Genomic DNA, 18,975 nt, shown 5'->3' with positions numbered 1-18,975 from the left:
TTGGCGTTTATATAATATTTTGTTATATAAACCATGAAAAGTAGATTATTGCTGGGAATTAGGTTTTTAACCTTTTTCTACAAAAGTACATTTTTCAAGTTAATTAATGCTTATTAAATAAAGTTTCCGGTGAGCCCGACTTATTTTTACAAATAATCACTTTTTGGTTGATAGTAAAGAGCCTTTAGCTTTAGCCTGAAAAACGTTCAAACTAAAATATGGGAAGTTATTATGATTATTGAACTTATAAATATGGTTTTAGCTGCTTTTGTTGTGGTTTTAGTTGTTTCATTCATGCTTGAAAATAAAGTAATAGTGGTGCTTTTTGTGTCTATAGCTTTTTTCTATTCATTTAATGGAATTAATTGTATAGCTAGTTTAGTCGGGGTCGCTGCTGCTGCTTCTGTTCTGACACGGCTACCTGAGAGGCATTTTGGGAAATAAAGCAAGCACGTATTTAGTGGGTTTTTAACTGGCTGTTATGAGCAGCTAGCTTCTTTGCGGTTAACTTATTTACTTTTCTAACCGTATAAAATATAACACTAGATATACTGCATTTTCGAAGTCTGGTTGTGTATAATCTATCGTCTAATTTAATACTTTTATCATCAACTCGCATGTTTATGTAAGTTATTGATCTGTCCTACTCTGTTAGGGGGCCTATAGGGGGACCATATAGGTAATTCAAGTCAATTCAGGGCAATTCAAAGCAACTCGGAGCAGTAATTTTATGAATGAAGAAACCCTTGGAGGTGTCGTAATGTCTGGGAACCCAGTAAAAACAAGCTTTCGTAGAATGTCCGTGGCACCCATGCTCGATTGGACTGATCGCCACTGTCGTACGTTTCATCGTAAAATGACGAAACACACCGTGCTCTACACTGAGATGATCACAACTGGCGCTATTTTATTCGGCCGCGGTGACTACTTGCATTTTAATCAGCACGAAGGCCCTGTGGCATTGCAATTAGGTGGATCAGATCCTCAAGCGCTAGCACAGTGTGCCAAGCTTGCTGGTGAGCGCGGTTATGATGAAATAAACCTTAATGTAGGTTGTCCGTCAGATCGTGTGCAAAATGGGCGTTTTGGTGCCTGTTTAATGGCCGAGCCTAATTTAGTTGCAGAGTGTGTTGCTGCAATGAAAAGTGAAGTTAATATTCCGGTTACAGTTAAAACTCGTATTGGTATTGATGAGCAAGATTCTTATGAATTTTTATGTGCTTTGATAGAGGCTTCTCATAAAGTTGGCTGTGATGATTTTATTATTCATGCGCGCAAAGCATGGCTAAAAGGATTGAGCCCGAAAGAAAATCGCGAAGTTCCTGAGCTTAACTACCCCCGAGTTTACCAGCTTAAAAAAGATTACCCTCAACTTGATTTAAGTATTAACGGTGGTGTTAAAACCATTGAGCAAAGTCTTGAGCATTTACAGTACATAGATGGGGTTATGGTTGGCCGAGAGGCTTACAGTAATCCATTTATGCTTAATGAAGTAGATGAAAAAATTTATGGTGATGCGGCTAATACTCAGTCTCGACATGATGTTGTACGCTCTATGTATGATTATATTGAAGAAGAGATGCGTTTAGGGGCTAATTTTTGGCATGTTGCACGTCACATGCTGGGTATTTTTCAGGGGCAGCCTGGTGCGCGTGGCTTTAGACGCCACTTATCTGAAAATGGTCATGGCAAGCAAGCTGATTTAAGTGTTATGGATAAGGCACTAAGTTACGTACCCGAGTAATGCCAATTTAATAGAATTGGCATAACAGATACTCTTTATAGAAAAAGTCACCTCAGGTGGCTTTTTTTGATCCCAAATTTTAGTCAAAAATATAATTTATTAGCCAATTCGACTTAATTTTATTCAGTGACTAGTCATTAACTTACCCGCCAAAAATAATTTAAATTATTGATATTTAATGAAAATAAAAGAATTTTAAGTTGTTGGCATAACTCTTGGAATCCTGTTGATGTATAAATAAAAAATCATCAGGAGAATAACATGGGTATATTTAATCGCGTAAACGACGTCATTCAAGCAAATATCGTAGCGATGCTAGATAAAGCAGAAGATTCAGAAAAACTACTTAATTTGATGCTAACCGAAATGCAAGAGGCACTTAATGAGTGTCGTAGCACCGCGGCAGCACTATTATGTGAAGAAAAAAATATTAAGCGTCAAGTAAGTAATAAACAACAAGCGCTCACAAATTGGCAATTAAAGGCCGAACATGCCATTGCAAAAAATCGTGACGATTTAGCTAAATCAGCACTAGCTGAAAAACACGTTATTGAAAAAAACATAGAGTGCTTACAAACACAACTTGAGACATTGCAGCAATCAATTGTAAAAATCACAGAAGACTGTGAGCGCCTACAGCAAAAAATGACACAGGCTAAAGCTAAGCAAGCACAATTTGTAAAGCGTGAAAATGTCGTTGAGGCAAGAGCAAAGATAAATACTCAGCTGCAGAGCGATAAAGTGGCTACTGCTTTATCACGATTTGAGCAAATTGAGCGCCGTGTTGAGAGTGTTGAATCGCAAGTTGAAGCGTATGAACTGACAGATACAGCGAGCAATACGGCAATGCAAATTGAGTCACTGGTTAAAAACGAAAAAATTGATGCAGAACTGGCAAGTTTAAAAGCGAGGTTAAACACCGCTGATAAACAAACAGCCTAAGGAGATTGTTATGAATAATTTTAATACACATCGTCGTTGGTATAAAAATACGCTTAACAAAAAAATATCAGGTGTCTGTAGTGGGTTAGCTTACCGATTAGACTTTCCGGTATGGTCTACTCGTTTAGTCACCGTTTTATTATTTTTAAGTTTTCCGTTTGCAGTGGCGCTAGGTTATTTAATCGCACGCTGTTGTCTTGAAGAAAAAGCAGTGTAAGGAGAGCAACATGAAAACTTTCGCCGTATGCCTACTTATTGTTACATTATTTTTAATTAATAGCGGCTCGATAATTCATTTTGATGTATGGCAATTTCCGCTGTGGATTTCAGATATTAGTTGGACAGGTATTGAGCTCATTGGGGCGTTAGTCGCCATTATTGTTGTTATTGCGATTGCTGCTTTGGTAACTATGGGGCTTGTTGGCGCGGCGATGGTGGCACTGGCTGGAACTATATTAGCCTTTTTATTCGGATCATTGATGATTGCTTGGCCATTATTGTTTGTGGCAGGCTTGTGCTGGTTAATCGCAGATAACAAAAAAGTAGCTTCTTGAGCTTAAATTAGCTGCCTAATATTAGGGAATTATGATAGATTTGGGCTATATTTTTTCGTTTTAACAAGGATTTTACTGATGATTAAACAATGTATTTTGAGTGCAAGTGCGTTAATAGTGGGTGTTTTTTCGTCTTCGTTATTGGCGCACGAAGGACATGAGCACGATAGTGTTGTTGCGCAATTACAAGTAACAAATGCGCAAGTAAGAGAGTTTTTACCGGCCACCAAAGCCAGCGTGGGCTATTTCAGCATTGAAAACCACAGTAATGTTCCGGCAACACTTACAAGAGCGACCCTAGATGGGTTGGGTCGTGTTGAGATTCATGAACACGTCCACGCTGATGGCATGATGAAAATGCAAAAAGTAGAATCACTGCTTATTAAGGCCCATCAGCAACTCGATTTTAAGCCTGGGAGCTATCATTTAATGGTGTTTGAACCGCAAGAGCCGTTAAAAGTAGGTCAAGAACGCAAACTCACGCTATATTTTGAAGACGGGAATCGAGTATTCACCAATGCGAAAGTAGTTTCGCTAGCATCGCAAGCTGAGCCGGTAAAAGCATCGAAAGATCATAGTCATCATTAGGGGGATAAATGTCACAGCATAAAGGAAAAATAATAACGGCATTGGTACTATTGTTTGTCGTATTTTACGCTATTGCAGTGTACTGGAGCATAGAGCCTGCACGTTTTGATGTGGTACAAAATGCCAAACAGCAAGCACAGCAACGTAGTGAAAAACCAGTAACAGGGTATGTAACCACTTCAACACTTATTACCGTCGCTGATACTCTCTTGACTAAGTCAGGCGGTTATTTATCAAATGATGTACTGCCACCGAGCGTAATAATGGACAACATGCCTGCTTGGGAGTATGGCGCGTTGGAAATGGTGCGTGATTTAGCATTATCAATGCGAAAAGATTTTAGTCGTTCACAGTCACAATCAACTGAGCACGAAGCGCTTAAAAAAGCACAGCCACAATTTAATATTAGTTCTGAAGCATGGGCATGGCCAAGTGCTGAGGGCGAATATCAAAAGGGTATTGATTACTTATTAGTTTACCGTTCTCAAATTGCGAATCAGCATGAGCGCGATAGCCAGTTTTACTCACGTGCAGATAATTTACGCAGTTGGTTAAAAGAAGCAGAAAAACGCTTAGGTAGCTTAAGCCAGCGTTTGAGCGCGAGTGTAGGTCAAGACAAAGTAAATACCGATTTAGCAGGCAATTCTTCAAATACTCAAGCTACTTATACGCCATTACAACAACAAGTAAAAACATCGTGGTGGGAAATTGATGATGTATTTTATGAGTCACGTGGTGCTACTTGGGCTTTACTGCATTTTTTACAGGCAGTTGAATATGATTTTGCCGAAGTACTTGATAAAAAGAACGCCCGTGTTAGTTTACAACAAATTATACGCGAGCTTGAAGCGACTCAAGAAACGGTTTGGAGCCCAATAATTCTAAACGGCAACGGATTCGGTTATGTCGCCAACCACTCACTCGTTATGGCAAATTATATCTCTAGAGCCAATGCGGCACTGATTGAACTTAGCGAATTATTAGCGCAAGGATAAAAAATGAAAAAGTATTGTATAGCAGCAGCCTTATCAATGGCATGTTTAGCACCTGTAGCACAAGCCGACACTGTATTAGGTTTATATGTAGGAGTTGATGGTTGGAAAGCAGATAATGATGGTGGCTTTTCTGATAATAATAATGCCCTACAAAACTTCAACTTTGAAGATGAGACTTTTGTTAGCTATTACGCCGCACTTGAGCATCCAGTACCGCTAGTACCAAACTTAAAACTAAAATACACTGAGCTTGAAGTAAACGGCGCAACACAACTTGAAGATACATTTACTTTTAATGGCACTGATTATGTTGTAGGTACTGATGTTAATTCAGTTACTGACTTATCGCACATTGATTATATTCTTTACTATGAAATTTTTGATAACGACTTAATCTCAATTGATTTAGGTATTAATGCTAAGCAGTTTGATGGTGAAGTTGTGGTAACGGGTACATCACAACAAGGTGGTGCTAACTTCACTGAGATAGAAGAGTTCTCAGGTGTAGTACCTTTAGCATATGGACGTTTTGAAGCAGGTTTACCATTTAGTGGTTTAAGTGTTTTTGCTGAAGGTAGCTTTTTAGCTATTGATGACAGTAAAGTACGAGATTACCAAATGGGTATTGCTTGGGAGTTGATTGATAACCTAGCGGTTGATGTTGCGGTTAAAGCGGGCTACCGCTCTATGGTTTTAGAACTTGATGATGTAGATGATATTAATACTGATATTGATGCATCAGGCCCATTTGCGGGTATACAAGTTCATTTTTAAGCACCGATTAGTTTAATGAAAAGCCACCTTGTGTGGCTTTTTTTAGTTATTTTGAAGTGTGCCACACTAATTCAAATTCCCCTTCAAATGCTGCACCAATTAACTGTTTGTACACTTTATTAATTGGGTAATTCATTAGTCTAAACAATTCATCACCGGTTTGGGTAAACTTATAATAGCTCAGTACTAAGTCGTTACTTTTTGCTTTTAAAGTTAGTTTTTGAGTTAAAAAGGAGAGGGTTATCTCTTGTCCTGCTTTTAATGCAGCGGATTCAATCTCTTTACGGTATAACAAATTTAAGTCCATTAAGGTTAATATATCAGGGAAGCTCACACCGCTTTTACCTATGCTTAATGACACTTTATTTCCCTTACCTAATAAATCAAATAACGAGGGTTTTTTGTAATAGCCTAAAAATATTAGGTGACTACTATCTTTTTCGTTATACCCAGAAATAGACACACACTTTCTCAATGAATCCGCTTCGCGCTGGGTCATATGTTTGAGGGTTTGTAAGCTTTTTATAGAAAAGGTACCTGGGCTAATAGTTTCGCCAGTAAAAATTTTTGCCCATAATGTTTGCATTGATTGATTTGAAGTATCTTCACATAAGGCAATAAAGTGCTCTACCCAATCGGCATCAGGTTGTTTAGCGCAGGCTACATCAGGACAAAATTCCATTGCTAAGGCTAAAATAGTCTCGATATTTTGTTGTTGTTTTATTAGCAGTAGATCTTGTCTTTTTTGTGCTCGCGCTAATACTGAATGCTCGCTATTAATACGATAAAGAGACTTTGATTTACCCTGCGTATTATAGATTTGTTCATCAGCTGCAGTCGTATTACTCACTTTTGTGACCGAGTAACCTAACAGTGACTCAATAATATTGGCAAGTTTAATTCTGGCTTGTGCGGTTTTGACTGTCATGGCTTTCCATTATTGCTTGTGCATCACTGAGTTGGGCTACCGTCTTTAAGTTATTTAGCCCAAGGGTGACTATATTGCTTAATATATTTTCAGCAAATATAGCAACATAGCCAGATATAAGCGGCACAGTTGCTTGTCCTTGTATATGCCAGGTTACAGTTTTTGCATGTGGGCTAAATAATAATCGGCTAGTAATAATATGTTCTTGATTAAATAATACATTAAATACAACTTCATTGGCGCTTAATGAAGTGATTGTCATTTCGCCTTGCCCCCACTTTCCTTGCCAAGATTGATAGGCTCCCGCACCAGCACTAGGTTCACCAATACTAAATTCAATATTGGGATCTATTTGCTGCCAAGGCGACCATTTGTACCACTGAGTAAAATCTTCCACTAATGACTTTATAACAGGAGGGCGGGCATTTATTTTAATGCTTTTTTGCACGTGATAGTTTTGTGGTAAAAGTAATCCCACAACAACAAACGCCAACAGCAAGATGGCTGAAAACTGCATTAATTGTTTAAGTAGTTTAATAGGTATGCCTCATTGGTTTTAATATTACAGCATCTATGAATTATTAATAATCACAGCTTATTTAATAGTTTAGCCTAGAGTCGATCATTTTCATCTAGTTTATCTACTTTAAATAAATCTAAAAGCAGACATTAGCAGTAATCAGCTTAGATGATTTGTCTGTTTTAGTAATGCGATAAAGGTAAACAATTTTTAATCAGTGCTTTCATTTTGTGCTATATCAACGTGGATGTCGATAGGGTATAATTCGCGCCTTTTGTTATTGAACGGCCAATTTTATGAGCACATTAAAAGCTGATCGCGGCTTATTCTCATACCCTAAGTATTGGGCTGAGTGTTATGGCACAGCCCCATTTTTACCAACAACACGCGAAGAAATGGACGCGCTTGGCTGGGATAGCTGCGATATTATTATTATTAGCGGTGATGCTTATGTAGACCATCCTAGTTTTGGGATGGCCGTAATTGGCCGTGTGCTAGAAGCGCAGGGGTTTAGAGTGGGCATTATTGCTCAGCCTGATTGGAACTCTAAAGATGCCTTTATGGCATTGGGTAAGCCTAACTTATTTTTTGGTATTACAGCCGGTAACATGGATTCGATGATCAATCGTTACACCGCTGAAAAACGAATGCGCCACGATGATGCTTATACCCCGGGAAATGTTGGTGGTAAACGCCCTGACCGTGCCGTCATCATATACTCGCAACGTTGTCGTGAAGCCTATAAAGATGTGCCACTCGTTTTAGGGGGCATTGAAGCCAGCTTGCGTCGTATTGCTCATTACGATTATTGGCAAGAAAAAGTACGCCGTAGTGTATTGTTTGACGCTAAGGGTGATATTTTAATTTATGGTAATGCCGAACGTCCATTGGTTGAAGTTGCGCAGCGTATCGCTGCGGGTGAAACCATGGATACCATACAAGATGTGAGAGGCACGGCGGTTATTCGTAAAGAGCCTTTACCCGGTTGGCGTGGTAGCGATTCAACAGCCATTGATAAAATTGGTAAAATAGACCCTATTCCTAATCCTTATGGGGCGGATGATGTGGGTTGTGCTAAATCAGAATTTAAGCAAGCGGGTATTGATTTAAAAGCCGAAGCTGCAAAACCAATTACCATTCAGCCTGCGCGCCCTAAGCCATGGGAAAAAACTTACGTTAAGTTACCCGCTTTTGAGCAGGTCAGTGTTAATAAACCATTATATGCTCATGCATCGCGTATTTTGCACCAAGAAACCAACCCTGGTTGTGCAAGAGCGTTGTTTCAGCGTCATGGCGATCGCTCTATTTGGGTGAACCCGCCAGCTTATCCACTTGAAACCCAAGAAATGGATGATGTGTTTGGTTTACCGTATCAGCGTATTCCGCACCCAAGTTATGGCGACAATAAAATTCCTGCTTACGATATGATTAAAACGTCGGTAAACATAATGCGTGGTTGTTTTGGCGGCTGTTCGTTCTGTTCTATTACTGAGCATGAAGGGCGAATAATTCAAAGCCGATCTCAAGAATCGATTATTGAAGAGATTGAGCAAATTAGAGATAAAGTGCCAGGCTTTACTGGGGTTATTTCTGATTTAGGCGGACCAACCGCAAATATGTACAAACTGCGTTGTACCAGTAAAAAAGCAGAGAGTACCTGTCGCCGCTTGTCGTGTGTGTACCCTGATATTTGTAAGCATATGGATACTGACCATACCCCGACTATCGATTTATATAAAAAGGCGCGTGAGGTTAAAGGGATCAAAAAGATCTTAATTGCTTCAGGCGTGCGTTATGACCTTGCCGTACGTGATCCTCGTTACGTTAAAGAGCTAGTAACTCATCATGTTGGTGGATATTTAAAAATTGCACCAGAGCACACTGAAGATGGCCCATTATCTAAGATGATGAAGCCTGGTATGGGGGCTTACGATGAATTTAAAGCGCTATTTGATAAGTACTCTAAAGAAGCGGGTAAAAAGCAGTATTTAATTCCATACTTTATTTCTGCTCACCCAGGGACTAAAGACGAAGACATGGTTAATATGGCTTTGTGGCTGAAATCGAATGACTTTAAGCTTGATCAGGTGCAAAACTTTTACCCATCACCGATGGCTAATGCGACCACCATTTATCATACTGAAATGAACTCGCTACGTAATATTAAAAATAACACAGAGCAAGTTGCGGTACCAAAAGGGGCGCGCCAGCGTCGTTTGCATAAAGCAATTTTACGTTACCATGATCCTGCCGGTTGGCCTATGATCCGCGAAGCTCTTCGTAACATGGGCAAAGCTAAACTCATTGGTAAAGGTCCAAATTGTTTAGTGCCAGAAGAAGGCAGAGATGAAAGGCAAGCCAAATGCAGTAAAGGTAATAAGGGTGGTCGTCCAGCGCTTACTCGTCATACTGGCTTTAGTCAGTTTAAAAAAGCCAACACTAAACCTAAGGTGGGCGGTAATCGCCAGCGCGCAAGGTAAAGTAACTATCGGCTTAAACAAAAACACCGCGTATTGATGCGGTGTTTTTGTTTATAAACGTTTATAAACAAAATTAAATCAATAACCAAGTTGCGGTGCCTAAAAAGGCAAATATACCAACGATATCAGTTACCGTGGTTAGTACCACACTGCCTGCCAGTGCTGGATCTATTTTCATTTTTTTAAGCAATAGTGGGATACTAGCACCCGCAATACCTGCTGCAACTAAATTCATAAACATAGCAAACGCTAAAACACCACCGAGTTTGAAATCCCATTGCCAAAGCGCAACGACACCGGCAATTAGGATAGACCAAACCATACCGTTAATCGCGCCGATAGCGAGTTCTTTTAATAATAAAAAACGTTGGTTAGTTTGGTTGATATGGCCCACCGCGATACCGCGAATAACCAAAGTTAAGGTTTGGCTGCCTGCAACCCCACCCATTGATGGGACAATGCCATTGAGCACAGCAAGAATTGGTAATATAGCTAAGGTGTTTTCAAAAAAGCTCGCCACAATTGCAGCCAGCAATGCAGTTAGTAAGTTTACACCTAGCCAAATTGAGCGCTTTTTAGAGCTTTTTAAGACCGGCGCAAAGGTATCTTCTTCATCATCAAGACCCGCTAAGCTTAATAAGCTATGCTCTGCATCTTCACGGATAACATCAACGATATCATCAATAGTAATACGACCAAGCAAATGCGCGTTGTCATCGACCACTGGTGCCGATATCCAGTTATGCCGTTCAAATAGTTGCGCTACTTCGCTTTCATCCATTGAAATAGGGATAGATTCACACTCTTCATCCATTAAGTCCTGAACAATTTTTTCAGGGGGGTTAGTTAATAAAGTGCTCAGCGATAAAGCGCCTAAAAAACAGTTATGTTTATCTACAACGTATAAGTCATCAGTGCCCTCTGGTAGTTCACCACGTAAGCGAATATAACGCAGTACAACATCTAGAGTTACATCAGGGCGAATTGTCACCGTATCGATATTCATCAAGGCGCCAGCAGAGCGCTCTTGGTAAGATAGAGCTTGTGTTGCACGCTCTCTATCTTGAATATCCATGGCGCTAACAACGTCTTTATATACGGTGTCTGGTAGGCTACGTAGTACTTCCCCTAAATCATCATGGCCCATGTCTTCTGTTGCGGCAGCAATGTGCTCAGGTGCCATTTGCGCAATAATGCCCAAACGTACGTCTTCAGAGAGCTCTTCAAGCACATCACCCTGCACATCGGGATCAACCAGTTGCCAGAGCATACGACGAATTTTATGGGGAGATGATTCTAAAAGAAGTGCGGTATCACAAGGTGCCGTTTTTGCTAGCATGCGCCTAACTTGAACAAATTGACCACTATTTAGTGACTTAGTCACCTGTTTTAGTTGTTGTAGTGGAATATCTTGTTCTAAAGCTTCAGGCATTGGCGTCCTTAATTAAATTTTATTACACGATGATGGGGTATCGCTTTATCTTACTTTATATCAGTAAACTACCTCAACCACTATTAACCTTAGCTTATGAGCAGGATTACTCTTGCTCATTAAATCGTTGATCAATGAGCTCACCAATTGCATTAAGTGCAGGTTCTGCGTCAGGGCCTTCACATACTACCCTAACTTCTTTGCCTTGACTGCTTTCGAGTAACATAAGAGCTAGTACACTGTCGCCAGCGGCTTGTTTATCGTCTTGAAATAACGTGATTGAGGCATCAAATTGCACAGAAAGCTGTGCCAGCACAGTAGCCGCTCTGGCATGCAGGCCTAATTTGTTTTTTATTAAAAATGTACTTTCTAACCGCATTAATATTCTCTCAAGCTTTATTCTTGTTCTCGGTGGCGAATTTTCACATTAGGATGACTCATTGCAAAACTTTCACCTATAGTTTGCGCTAAGTAAACCGAGCGGTGTTGCCCTCCAGTACAGCCAATGGCAATGGTTAAATAGCTGCGGTTATTTCTTTCTAAATGAGGCAGCCATGTTTGCACGAATGTTTGAATTTGCCATGTAAACTTTTGTACTATGCTGTGACTGGCTAAGTAGTCTTTTACTGGTTGATCTAGCCCTGTAAGCGGCTTAAGCTCAGGCTCCCAATGTGGGTTTGGTAAAAAGCGAGCGTCGAATACATAATCGGCTTCTTTGGGTATACCGTGTTTAAAGCCAAATGACTCAAAGGTAATGATCAGTTGTTTGTCTTTTTTACCGAGTATTTTTTCACGGATAGACTCAGCAAGCTGGTGCACACTTAAGCCTGTGGTATCAATCATATAATCGGCACGATTAATGAGTACATCAAGGAGTTGCTTTTCTTTTTTTATAGCCAAATCAAGTGGCAGAGAATCAATAGAAAGAGGGTGAAGACGCCGTGTTTCTGAAAAGCGTTTAATTAAGGTTTGATCGTCACTGTCTAAATAAAACACCGTTGGCTTAGTAAAACCAGGCAAATATTCAATGATTTCATTAAACTGTTGTTGTTCTTTAGGTAAGTTACGCACATCAACACTTACAGCTATTTTATTGTAGCTGTCGGAAACACTACGAACAAGAGATGGTAATAAATTTAAAGGTATATTATCTACACAATAATAACCTAAATCCTCAACAACGCGTAACGCAACAGATTTACCAGAACCTGAGCGACCACTTATAATTATTAATTCCATTTATCACCCTTTATTATTGCTACGGTTGACTTACAATGATCTGGTACAGCTCACTGTCGGATTTTGCCGCCCGTAATTGCTTACAAAATTCTTTATCGTTGAGCTTTTCAGCTATAGTGGCTAAGGTTTTTAAATGCTGCTTATTGTCACCGTCGGGTACAATTAAGGCAACAAAAATGTCGACCGGTCGATTATCTATTGCATCAAAATTAATAGCCGCTTCGCTCACTAATATAAGTGCAAGAGGCTCTTGTACACCACTCATACGACCATGAGGAATTGCAATTCCTCGGCCTATACCTGTGCTCCCTAGTTTTTCTCTTGCTGTTAATGCATTAAGAATATCTTGTTGAGCTAAATAGGGCAGTTTATTGTGAGCCAATTCACTGATAAATTCTAAAATTCTTTTTTTACTATTAAAAAGGACCGCAGCTTTACTGCAGTCCTGACAGATAAGTGAGCTTAGTTTCATAGTGTTAGTGTCGAGCAAGTTTCTCTTTGTGTTTAATTACTTGACGATCTAGCTTGTCAATCAGCGAGTCTATAGCAGCATACATATCTTGGTGTTCAGTAGAAGCAAAAATCTCAGCGCCACTAACATGAACGGTTGCTTCGGCTTTTTGGTTTAGTTTTTCTACATCGAGAATAACGTGCACATTCGTTATGTGATCAGTGTGCCTCTGTAACTTCGAAAATTTACTATTTACGTAGTCTCTAAGCGAGTCGGTAATATCTACATGGCGACCAGTTAAATTCAGTTGCATAAACATTTTCCTCTTTGTTGTACGCCTTAAATCAAACTTTTACGTTGATTTGACGGGGGAATAGCTAGAGATTCGCGATACTTTGCAATAGTTCTCCTTGCTACTTTAATTCCTTGCTCAGCCAATATATCTGCAATTTTGCTATCACTCAATGGTTTAGCTGAGTTTTCTGCAGCGATTAATTTTTTAATTAATGCGCGTATTGCTGTTGAAGAACATTCACCACCATTTTCAGTGCTTACATGGCTTGAAAAGAAATATTTAAGCTCAAAAATACCGCGTGGTGTATGCATGTATTTTTGCGTAGTAACACGTGAAATAGTTGACTCGTGCATTTCTACCATTTCGGCTACGTCATTAAGTACCATAGGCTTCATCGCCTCAGGACCATGCTCAAAAAAGGCCTGTTGTTGCTGCACAATACAGTTAGTTACTTTAAGCAGCGTGTCGTTTCTACTCTCTAAGCTTTTTATAAACCATTTAGCTTCTTGTAAGTGTGAGCGAATAAACTGGCTATCGCCACTTGATTTGACCGTACGAGACATAGCCGCATATTGGCTGTTTACCCTAATTTTAGGCATGCTATCTGGGTTTAGTTCAACAACCCAACGGCCTTTCACTTTTTTAACCGACACATCAGGAATAACGTACTCAGACTCTTCTCTAACGATAGTGTCTGCCGGTTTTGGGCTAAGGGTGTGAATTAACGTCATGACTTCTTTAAGCTCATCTTCCTTGAGCTTAGTTTTTTTCATTAACGTGCGATAATCACGCGCAGCCAATAAATCAATGTGATCAGTTAAGATCATTTTTGTTTCGTTTAAAAAAGGCGTGTCTTGGTCAAACTGATTCAGTTGAATACATAAGCACTCTTGTAAACTACGCGCCGCTATTCCCACCGGATCAAATAACTGAATACGCTTTAATACCGCTTCTATTTCATCAAGTTCAACTTCATCTTCTATGTCGTTCTCTTGATTAAAGCTCTCTAATATTTCTTCACAGCTAAGGGTTAAAATGCCCGAATCGTCCACGGCTTCTACGATAGCAATCGCGATGGCTTCATCAGTAGGGCTAAACGGTGTCAGTTGCAATTGCCACATTAAATATTCATGTAGCGTTTCAGTTGAAGAGCCTTGATAAATTGATTCATCTTCAGGCATTGGTCCTGATGAAGAGGCAGGTGCTGCGCTCATGTATTCATCCCACGTAACATCCATTGCCATATCATCGCTAATGGTGTCTTTGGTCATGGCCTCGCCGCTATCTTGCTCATATTCGCTAGGTTTTTCATCAGCTGAAGCACTTAGCGTTGACTCATCGATATCGGCTTTTTGTTCGTTTTTACCCGCAGCATCTTCACTGTAATCTTGTTCTTCAACTTCAAGCAAGGGATTGCTATCGAGCGCTTCTTGAATTTCTTGCTGGAGATCCAATGTACTGAGTTGCAATAAGCGAATTGCTTGTTGCAACTGTGGAGTCATTGTAAGTTGCTGGCCCATGCGCAGCTGTAATGATTGCCTCATTTATCTCTAACAATCCTTTTAAATTAGTATAATTAATATTAGCAGATGCTTAGTGTAATAACACACATATTAGAGCTTGAACTGCTCGCCTAAATAAACATCGCGTACCGTTTTATCGTTTAATACATATTCTGGAGTGCCTGATGCAATTAACTCTCCATGAGAAACTATGTAGGCTTTTTCACAAACATCAAGAGTTTCGCGTACGTTGTGATCTGTGATCAATACGCCAATTCCTCGATTTTTAAGGTGTTCTATAATTTTTTTAATATCTAATACAGAGATAGGATCAACCCCTGCAAAGGGTTCGTCTAATAGTATAAATTTAGGATTTGCTGCTAATGCTCGCGCAATTTCAACACGGCGGCGCTCACCACCTGATAGGGCCATACCTTGGCTGTCACGAATATGCTGAATACTAAATTCATCAAGTAAATTATTTAAGGTATCTTCACGTTGCTGCTTATTAAGCTCTTTGCGTGTTTCTAAAATAGCCATTAAGTTTTGGTAGACCGTCAGCTTTCTAAAAATCGATGATTCTTGTGGTAAATATCCTATCCCTAGGCGAGCTCGGCTGTGCATTGGTAATAAAGTGATATCTTGATCATCGATTGATATTTTGCCTTTATCGCTCGGTACAAGGCCTACAATCATGTAAAAAGTCGTGGTTTTACCTGCGCCATTGGGGCCAAGTAAGCCGACAATGCTGCCAGCTTCAACCTCTAGGCCAACGTTTTTCACCACTTCACGGCCTTTATAGCTTTTCGCTAATAGCTCTGCTTTTAATGTGCTCATGGTTGGCCTTTATCGTCTTCTTTTTTGTTTTCAACAGGTACTAAAATAGTGTGTACGCGGTCTGTTGAGTTTTCGTCTTTTTCTGCGCTAATTAGCTGCTGCTCTATATCGTAGGTGATACTTTTAGCAGTTATTTTTTGACCTGCTTGAGCAATACTGGCTTCGCCGATTAAGGTTAAAAAACGCTGCGAAACATCGTAACGCACTTCATTCGCACTGGCGCTCATAATGGTGCCATCAGCTTGTGTTTCTTCAAAATAAGCAGGGCTGCCTGTGGCAATTAAAAGTTGCTTATTCTCACCTAAGTCATCACGTTTATGTACTTCTAAACGGTCAGCGTTAATGCGGCGATTACCATGAATAATTTCAACATTTTTCTCAAAAATGCCCACGTTTTCTTTTAATTGACCTTCCTGCCTGTCAGCACTAATTGAGATTTGATTAGCATCAGGGGCTTCAACGGTTTCCTCTGCATGGCTATGAAATGCAATCAGTAGTGAAGGAACAATTAAAATTTTAAATAGGTTATTGGTCATAATATAGGGTTCGCGTATGGTTAATAAGTTTAATCACTTCGGTTTTTAAATCGGCTTCAAGGCCTTTACCCATGATTTTTAAATTAGGTCCGGTAATAACGACAGGCTGCTCTGATTGCATAGTGAGTAGTTTTATATCTACATTGATGCTATCGGCTGTGATCGTATCGATCATGGCGTTATCGATTAAATTTAGCGCTTTCACATTGCCTTCTAATACGAGTTGACGATCGTCGTAGAGGGTGGCCTCATCAGCGTTAATACGCCATGTTTGCTGCTCGTTGTATAACGTAAATATAGGCTTTTCAAAAAAAGTAAAACCAAGTTGTTGGTATAATTCCATTTTTACCGCAGTTACTTTATGGCTTATTTTACCTTGCTCATTATAAGCGGTTTGTTTTAGCTCAATCGCGGTATAATCAGGTTTAGCAATAGCTTGAGTTTGCTCATCCGCAACAATATCTACCTGAGAAAAATAAGGATACCAAAGCCAAACCATACAGCTTATGAATAAAATGCTCAGTATAATTCGAGCTACATTCATGAACTGGTTCCTTGGCTAGTAAGTGGCTTATTGTTTTCAAGCATCAATAAATCGGTTAATTCTCTTACTGCGCCAAAGCCGCCTGGCAATTGAGTGACATAATGCGATAAACGTTTAATCAGTGGGTGGGCGTCGTTTACGGCTACAGCAAACCCGACTTTTTCCATGACTGGCATATCAGGGCCATCGTCACCAATGTAAGCTATTTGCTCATCGCTTAGCGCTAATTTTTGTTTTAATTCTTGATAGGCAATGAGTTTATCTTCTTGGCCTTGGTATATATGTTGTACGGTTAAACTGCTCATACGTTGTTGAACTATTTGTGAGTGACGGCCTGTGATCACGGCAACTTCAAAACCACTATTAATAAGGGCTTTAATGCCAAACCCGTCTTTGGTATTAAATGCTTTGAGTTCTTCACCTTGGTTGCCAAGATAAATACGTCCATCAGAAAACACACCATCAATATCGCAAATTAATAATTTTATTTTTTTTGCGCGCGCTTTTGCATCATCACTTAACGGCTGATAAAGATCTTCAAACTGCATTTATAGCACTCCCGCTTTTAGTAAGTCTTGCATATTTAATGCGCCAATGGGGTGATTATGCTCATTAATCACAATTAAACCATTAATACGTTTTTGTTCCATAATGTTCAGTGCTTCAGCCGCGAGCATGTCTTGTGTGGCTGTTGTACATGACTTTGTCATCACAACATTAATTTCTGTGCTGTGTATATCAATACGTTGCTCTAAAATACGGCGTAAATCACCATCGGTAAACAACCCCGATAATTGCTGATTATCATCTATGATAGCGGTCATACCGAGCCCTTTGGCAGACATTTCAATTAGGGCGTCTTTAATGGTTTGCGTTTCATTAATAATAGGCGTGTGAATACCGCTGTGCATTACATCTTTTAAAGTTAAGAGCAAGCGTTTGCCTAAACTGCCCCCTGGATGCGACAGTGCAAAATCATCAGCGGTAAAACCACGGGCTTCTAATAAAGCTACCGCCATTGCATCGCCCATAGCGAGTGTTGCTGTGGTGCTTGCTGTTGGCGCTAAGCCTAATGAGCAGGCTTCTTGTTCAACTTTAATACACACATGCACATTTGCCAATGTTGCCATGGCTGACGTTTCGTTGCCTGTCATAGCAATCATTTTAGCGCCAATACGTTTTAATACCGGAATAATATTAAGTACTTCACTGGTTTCGCCAGAGTTAGAAATAAGCATAACTACATCACTGGCAGTGATCATGCCTAAATCGCCATGACTTGCTTCACCTGGGTGTACAAAAAATGCGGGGCTGCCAGTACTCGCTAAAGTGGCTGCTATTTTATTACCGATATGGCCCGACTTACCCATGCCAATAACAATAATACGGCCTGAGCAGTCGTACATTAATTGGCACGCTTGATCAAAGCTTTCATTAACGTATTGTGCGATATCGCTGAGTGCTTGACGTTCTATATCAAGGACGCGCAAGCCTTGTTGAATAAAATTTAGCGTTGCCATGGATCACCCTACTTGACTAAAAATATAACCTTGGTAAATCATAAATGCGACGATGAGTAAGCCACCTTCTACTCTATTGATACGTCTTTGACCTCTAAAGTTCAATGACATAGCAATGAGCGCCAAGGTTGCACCTATCATAATGATGACATCACGGTTAGCTACTGATGCGTCAATAACCGACGGGTTAATTAATCCTGCCAGCGGTAATACAGCGAGAATATTAAAAATATTTGAGCCAACAATGTTACCCAGTGCTAGGTCATCTTCATTTTTAAGAACACCTGCAATAGAGGCGGCAAGTTCAGGTAAACTAGTACCTATGGCTATTATTGTTAAACCAATTACTAAGTCACTTAAGCCAAAATATTTTGCAATATCAACGGCTGAGCCAACTAAAAAGTGTGAGCTAACAGGAAGTAAAATCATTCCGACGACTAACCAAAAAACGGCTTTTTTGGTTGGGACATTATCAGGTACTTCATCACAGGCTTCGCTAACAAAGGGGTCATCTTGGTTTTTTGCTCGCAGTGATACAAAAATAAGTCCACCAATAAAAGTAATAAAGCCAAAAAGTAAGGCTGCGCCTTCAAAAAATGAAAAGTAGTTATCTGAAAAAATATACCAAGTGGCGATAGACACCAGTAATACCAGTGGAATTTCACGTCTTAATGTACTTGAAGAGACTGAAAGCGGTCTTAAAAGTGCTGTAATACCTAATACTAATAATATGTTAGTGATGTTTGAACCAACTGCATTACCTACGGCTGTATCGGTTTTATTTGCCAAAGCAGCTGAAGCGGATACCATCATCTCTGGGGCCGATGAGCCCATAGCTACCACGGTTAAACCCACGATTAATGTTGGTACGCCAAAGTTTTTAGCCAGTGCAGCCGCACCATAAACAAACCTGTCTGCACTCCATACGAGAGCCGCAAAACCGAGAATTAAAATGACAAACGAGGTAACCATTGTGATAAGCCAGCTAGTGTAAATTCAGATAGCGCGAATAGTAACAAAAGCCACCATAAAAGTATAAGTAAAAGAGTAAGCTGTAATACATTAGGCGGTTATTAAAATAATTATTTACTGTG

Annotated in this window: 23 protein-coding genes; 9 read left to right on the top strand and 14 right to left on the bottom strand. The window is 39.8% G+C overall.

The window, feature by feature from the left end:
• Window positions 1–231: 231 nt before the first annotated feature.
• The 8 genes from QL989_RS06315 to QL989_RS06280 all read left to right on the top strand — a co-directional run bounded on the left by QL989_RS06315 (window position 232) and on the right by QL989_RS06280 (window position 5,597).
• Complete coding sequence (locus tag QL989_RS06315; RefSeq protein ID WP_290169107.1) at window positions 232–444, top strand: hypothetical protein; 213 nt, start codon at window positions 232–234, stop codon at window positions 442–444.
• 316 nt (window positions 445–760) lie between these two features.
• The gene (gene dusA, locus QL989_RS06310) at window positions 761–1,744 is read left to right on the top strand and encodes a tRNA dihydrouridine(20/20a) synthase DusA (RefSeq protein WP_290169103.1); all 984 of its coding nucleotides are present in this window, start codon (window positions 761–763) and stop codon (window positions 1,742–1,744) included.
• A gap of 261 nt (window positions 1,745–2,005) precedes the next feature.
• Window positions 2,006–2,686: a PspA/IM30 family protein gene (locus QL989_RS06305; protein ID WP_290169101.1), complete on the top strand. Its 681-nt coding sequence runs from the start codon at window positions 2,006–2,008 to the stop codon at window positions 2,684–2,686.
• Window positions 2,687–2,696: 10 nt separating this feature from the next.
• Complete coding sequence (locus tag QL989_RS06300; protein ID WP_290169098.1) at window positions 2,697–2,903, top strand: PspC domain-containing protein; 207 nt, start codon at window positions 2,697–2,699, stop codon at window positions 2,901–2,903.
• 10 nt (window positions 2,904–2,913) lie between these two features.
• The gene (locus QL989_RS06295; RefSeq protein ID WP_008115505.1) at window positions 2,914–3,240 is read left to right on the top strand and encodes a hypothetical protein; all 327 of its coding nucleotides are present in this window, start codon (window positions 2,914–2,916) and stop codon (window positions 3,238–3,240) included.
• A 78-nt stretch (window positions 3,241–3,318) separates the two neighbouring features.
• On the top strand, window positions 3,319–3,828 hold the full coding sequence (locus tag QL989_RS06290) for a copper chaperone PCu(A)C (RefSeq protein ID WP_178954814.1): 510 nt from the start codon (window positions 3,319–3,321) through the stop codon (window positions 3,826–3,828).
• An 8-nt stretch (window positions 3,829–3,836) separates the two neighbouring features.
• On the top strand, window positions 3,837–4,823 hold the full coding sequence (locus tag QL989_RS06285) for a DUF2333 family protein (RefSeq protein ID WP_178954815.1): 987 nt from the start codon (window positions 3,837–3,839) through the stop codon (window positions 4,821–4,823).
• Between the two features lie 3 nt (window positions 4,824–4,826).
• Complete coding sequence (locus tag QL989_RS06280; RefSeq protein WP_290169092.1) at window positions 4,827–5,597, top strand: TIGR04219 family outer membrane beta-barrel protein; 771 nt, start codon at window positions 4,827–4,829, stop codon at window positions 5,595–5,597.
• Between the two features lie 46 nt (window positions 5,598–5,643).
• On the opposite strand, the gene QL989_RS06275 is transcribed toward QL989_RS06280, so the two are convergent.
• Both QL989_RS06275 and QL989_RS06270 read right to left on the bottom strand, forming a co-directional pair.
• Window positions 5,644–6,525 (bottom strand): TIGR03899 family protein, encoded by an 882-nt coding sequence (locus QL989_RS06275; protein ID WP_198522489.1) that lies wholly within the window; start codon window positions 6,523–6,525, stop codon window positions 5,644–5,646.
• Window positions 6,494–7,042: an SRPBCC family protein gene (locus tag QL989_RS06270; RefSeq protein WP_290169090.1), complete on the bottom strand. Its 549-nt coding sequence runs from the start codon at window positions 7,040–7,042 to the stop codon at window positions 6,494–6,496. The genes QL989_RS06275 and QL989_RS06270 overlap by 32 nt, the downstream gene beginning before the upstream one ends.
• A 299-nt stretch (window positions 7,043–7,341) precedes the next feature.
• On the opposite strand from QL989_RS06270, the gene QL989_RS06265 reads away from it, so the two are divergent.
• Window positions 7,342–9,525 (top strand): YgiQ family radical SAM protein, encoded by a 2,184-nt coding sequence (locus QL989_RS06265; protein WP_290169088.1) that lies wholly within the window; start codon window positions 7,342–7,344, stop codon window positions 9,523–9,525.
• Window positions 9,526–9,598: 73 nt separating this feature from the next.
• Here the strand turns inward: QL989_RS06265 and mgtE are convergent, their stop codons facing one another.
• The 12 genes from mgtE to QL989_RS06205 all read right to left on the bottom strand — a co-directional run bounded on the left by mgtE (window position 9,599) and on the right by QL989_RS06205 (window position 18,853).
• On the bottom strand, window positions 9,599–10,957 hold the full coding sequence (gene mgtE, locus QL989_RS06260; RefSeq protein WP_008115512.1) for a magnesium transporter: 1,359 nt from the start codon (window positions 10,955–10,957) through the stop codon (window positions 9,599–9,601).
• Between the two features lie 106 nt (window positions 10,958–11,063).
• Window positions 11,064–11,336 carry an HPr family phosphocarrier protein gene (locus QL989_RS06255; RefSeq protein WP_138609047.1) on the bottom strand — a complete coding sequence of 91 codons (273 nt, stop codon included), beginning with the start codon at window positions 11,334–11,336 and terminating at the stop codon, window positions 11,064–11,066.
• 17 nt (window positions 11,337–11,353) lie between these two features.
• On the bottom strand, window positions 11,354–12,196 hold the full coding sequence (rapZ, locus tag QL989_RS06250) for an RNase adapter RapZ (RefSeq protein WP_178954822.1): 843 nt from the start codon (window positions 12,194–12,196) through the stop codon (window positions 11,354–11,356).
• Window positions 12,197–12,215: 19 nt separating this feature from the next.
• The gene (gene ptsN, locus QL989_RS06245) at window positions 12,216–12,668 is read right to left on the bottom strand and encodes a PTS IIA-like nitrogen regulatory protein PtsN (protein ID WP_138609043.1); all 453 of its coding nucleotides are present in this window, start codon (window positions 12,666–12,668) and stop codon (window positions 12,216–12,218) included.
• 4 nt (window positions 12,669–12,672) lie between these two features.
• The gene (gene hpf, locus QL989_RS06240; RefSeq protein ID WP_010390562.1) at window positions 12,673–12,960 is read right to left on the bottom strand and encodes a ribosome hibernation promoting factor; all 288 of its coding nucleotides are present in this window, start codon (window positions 12,958–12,960) and stop codon (window positions 12,673–12,675) included.
• 26 nt (window positions 12,961–12,986) lie between these two features.
• On the bottom strand, window positions 12,987–14,486 hold the full coding sequence (locus QL989_RS06235) for an RNA polymerase factor sigma-54 (RefSeq protein WP_138570630.1): 1,500 nt from the start codon (window positions 14,484–14,486) through the stop codon (window positions 12,987–12,989).
• Between the two features lie 69 nt (window positions 14,487–14,555).
• A complete protein-coding gene (lptB, locus tag QL989_RS06230; protein WP_138609041.1) occupies window positions 14,556–15,281 on the bottom strand; it encodes an LPS export ABC transporter ATP-binding protein in 726 nt (241 codons plus the stop codon).
• On the bottom strand, window positions 15,278–15,817 hold the full coding sequence (gene lptA, locus QL989_RS06225; RefSeq protein ID WP_290169083.1) for a lipopolysaccharide transport periplasmic protein LptA: 540 nt from the start codon (window positions 15,815–15,817) through the stop codon (window positions 15,278–15,280). The genes lptB and lptA overlap by 4 nt, the downstream gene beginning before the upstream one ends.
• Complete coding sequence (gene lptC / locus QL989_RS06220) at window positions 15,807–16,361, bottom strand: LPS export ABC transporter periplasmic protein LptC (RefSeq protein ID WP_290169081.1); 555 nt, start codon at window positions 16,359–16,361, stop codon at window positions 15,807–15,809. Before lptC ends, lptA begins: the two co-directional genes overlap by 11 nt.
• Complete coding sequence (gene kdsC / locus QL989_RS06215; protein ID WP_008115528.1) at window positions 16,358–16,909, bottom strand: 3-deoxy-manno-octulosonate-8-phosphatase KdsC; 552 nt, start codon at window positions 16,907–16,909, stop codon at window positions 16,358–16,360. The genes lptC and kdsC overlap by 4 nt, the downstream gene beginning before the upstream one ends.
• A complete protein-coding gene (locus QL989_RS06210; protein ID WP_290169079.1) occupies window positions 16,910–17,881 on the bottom strand; it encodes a KpsF/GutQ family sugar-phosphate isomerase in 972 nt (323 codons plus the stop codon). It abuts the gene before it with no gap.
• Between the two features lie 3 nt (window positions 17,882–17,884).
• Window positions 17,885–18,853 carry a calcium/sodium antiporter gene (locus QL989_RS06205; RefSeq protein WP_138609033.1) on the bottom strand — a complete coding sequence of 323 codons (969 nt, stop codon included), beginning with the start codon at window positions 18,851–18,853 and terminating at the stop codon, window positions 17,885–17,887.
• Window positions 18,854–18,975 lie beyond the last annotated feature (122 nt).

The organism is Pseudoalteromonas sp. APC 3224, assembly GCF_030407535.1.
Classification (GTDB): Bacteria; Pseudomonadota; Gammaproteobacteria; order Enterobacterales; family Alteromonadaceae; genus Pseudoalteromonas.
Note: the sequence above shows the minus strand (reverse complement) of the source record. Positions and strands in the feature narration are given on the sequence as shown.

Bases quoted from the DNA above. Each gene is read 5' to 3' on its own strand.
- QL989_RS06315 (WP_290169107.1), top strand. From the start codon at position 232: ATGATTATTGAACTTATAAATATGGTTTTAGCTGCTTTTGTTGTGGTT.
- dusA (WP_290169103.1), top strand. From the start codon at position 761: ATGTCTGGGAACCCAGTAAAAACAAGCTTTCGTAGAATGTCCGTGGCA.
- QL989_RS06305 (WP_290169101.1), top strand. From the start codon at position 2,006: ATGGGTATATTTAATCGCGTAAACGACGTCATTCAAGCAAATATCGTA.
- QL989_RS06300 (WP_290169098.1), top strand. From the start codon at position 2,697: ATGAATAATTTTAATACACATCGTCGTTGGTATAAAAATACGCTTAAC.
- QL989_RS06295 (WP_008115505.1), top strand. From the start codon at position 2,914: ATGAAAACTTTCGCCGTATGCCTACTTATTGTTACATTATTTTTAATT.
- QL989_RS06290 (WP_178954814.1), top strand. From the start codon at position 3,319: ATGATTAAACAATGTATTTTGAGTGCAAGTGCGTTAATAGTGGGTGTT.
- QL989_RS06285 (WP_178954815.1), top strand. From the start codon at position 3,837: ATGTCACAGCATAAAGGAAAAATAATAACGGCATTGGTACTATTGTTT.
- QL989_RS06280 (WP_290169092.1), top strand. From the start codon at position 4,827: ATGAAAAAGTATTGTATAGCAGCAGCCTTATCAATGGCATGTTTAGCA.
- QL989_RS06275 (WP_198522489.1), bottom strand. From the start codon at position 6,525: ATGACAGTCAAAACCGCACAAGCCAGAATTAAACTTGCCAATATTATT.
- QL989_RS06270 (WP_290169090.1), bottom strand. From the start codon at position 7,042: ATGCAGTTTTCAGCCATCTTGCTGTTGGCGTTTGTTGTTGTGGGATTA.
- QL989_RS06265 (WP_290169088.1), top strand. From the start codon at position 7,342: ATGAGCACATTAAAAGCTGATCGCGGCTTATTCTCATACCCTAAGTAT.
- mgtE (WP_008115512.1), bottom strand. From the start codon at position 10,957: ATGCCTGAAGCTTTAGAACAAGATATTCCACTACAACAACTAAAACAG.
- QL989_RS06255 (WP_138609047.1), bottom strand. From the start codon at position 11,336: ATGCGGTTAGAAAGTACATTTTTAATAAAAAACAAATTAGGCCTGCAT.
- rapZ (WP_178954822.1), bottom strand. From the start codon at position 12,196: ATGGAATTAATAATTATAAGTGGTCGCTCAGGTTCTGGTAAATCTGTT.
- ptsN (WP_138609043.1), bottom strand. From the start codon at position 12,668: ATGAAACTAAGCTCACTTATCTGTCAGGACTGCAGTAAAGCTGCGGTC.
- hpf (WP_010390562.1), bottom strand. From the start codon at position 12,960: ATGCAACTGAATTTAACTGGTCGCCATGTAGATATTACCGACTCGCTT.
- QL989_RS06235 (WP_138570630.1), bottom strand. From the start codon at position 14,486: ATGAGGCAATCATTACAGCTGCGCATGGGCCAGCAACTTACAATGACT.
- lptB (WP_138609041.1), bottom strand. From the start codon at position 15,281: ATGAGCACATTAAAAGCAGAGCTATTAGCGAAAAGCTATAAAGGCCGT.
- lptA (WP_290169083.1), bottom strand. From the start codon at position 15,817: ATGACCAATAACCTATTTAAAATTTTAATTGTTCCTTCACTACTGATT.
- lptC (WP_290169081.1), bottom strand. From the start codon at position 16,361: ATGAATGTAGCTCGAATTATACTGAGCATTTTATTCATAAGCTGTATG.
- kdsC (WP_008115528.1), bottom strand. From the start codon at position 16,909: ATGCAGTTTGAAGATCTTTATCAGCCGTTAAGTGATGATGCAAAAGCG.
- QL989_RS06210 (WP_290169079.1), bottom strand. From the start codon at position 17,881: ATGGCAACGCTAAATTTTATTCAACAAGGCTTGCGCGTCCTTGATATA.
- QL989_RS06205 (WP_138609033.1), bottom strand. From the start codon at position 18,853: ATGGTTACCTCGTTTGTCATTTTAATTCTCGGTTTTGCGGCTCTCGTA.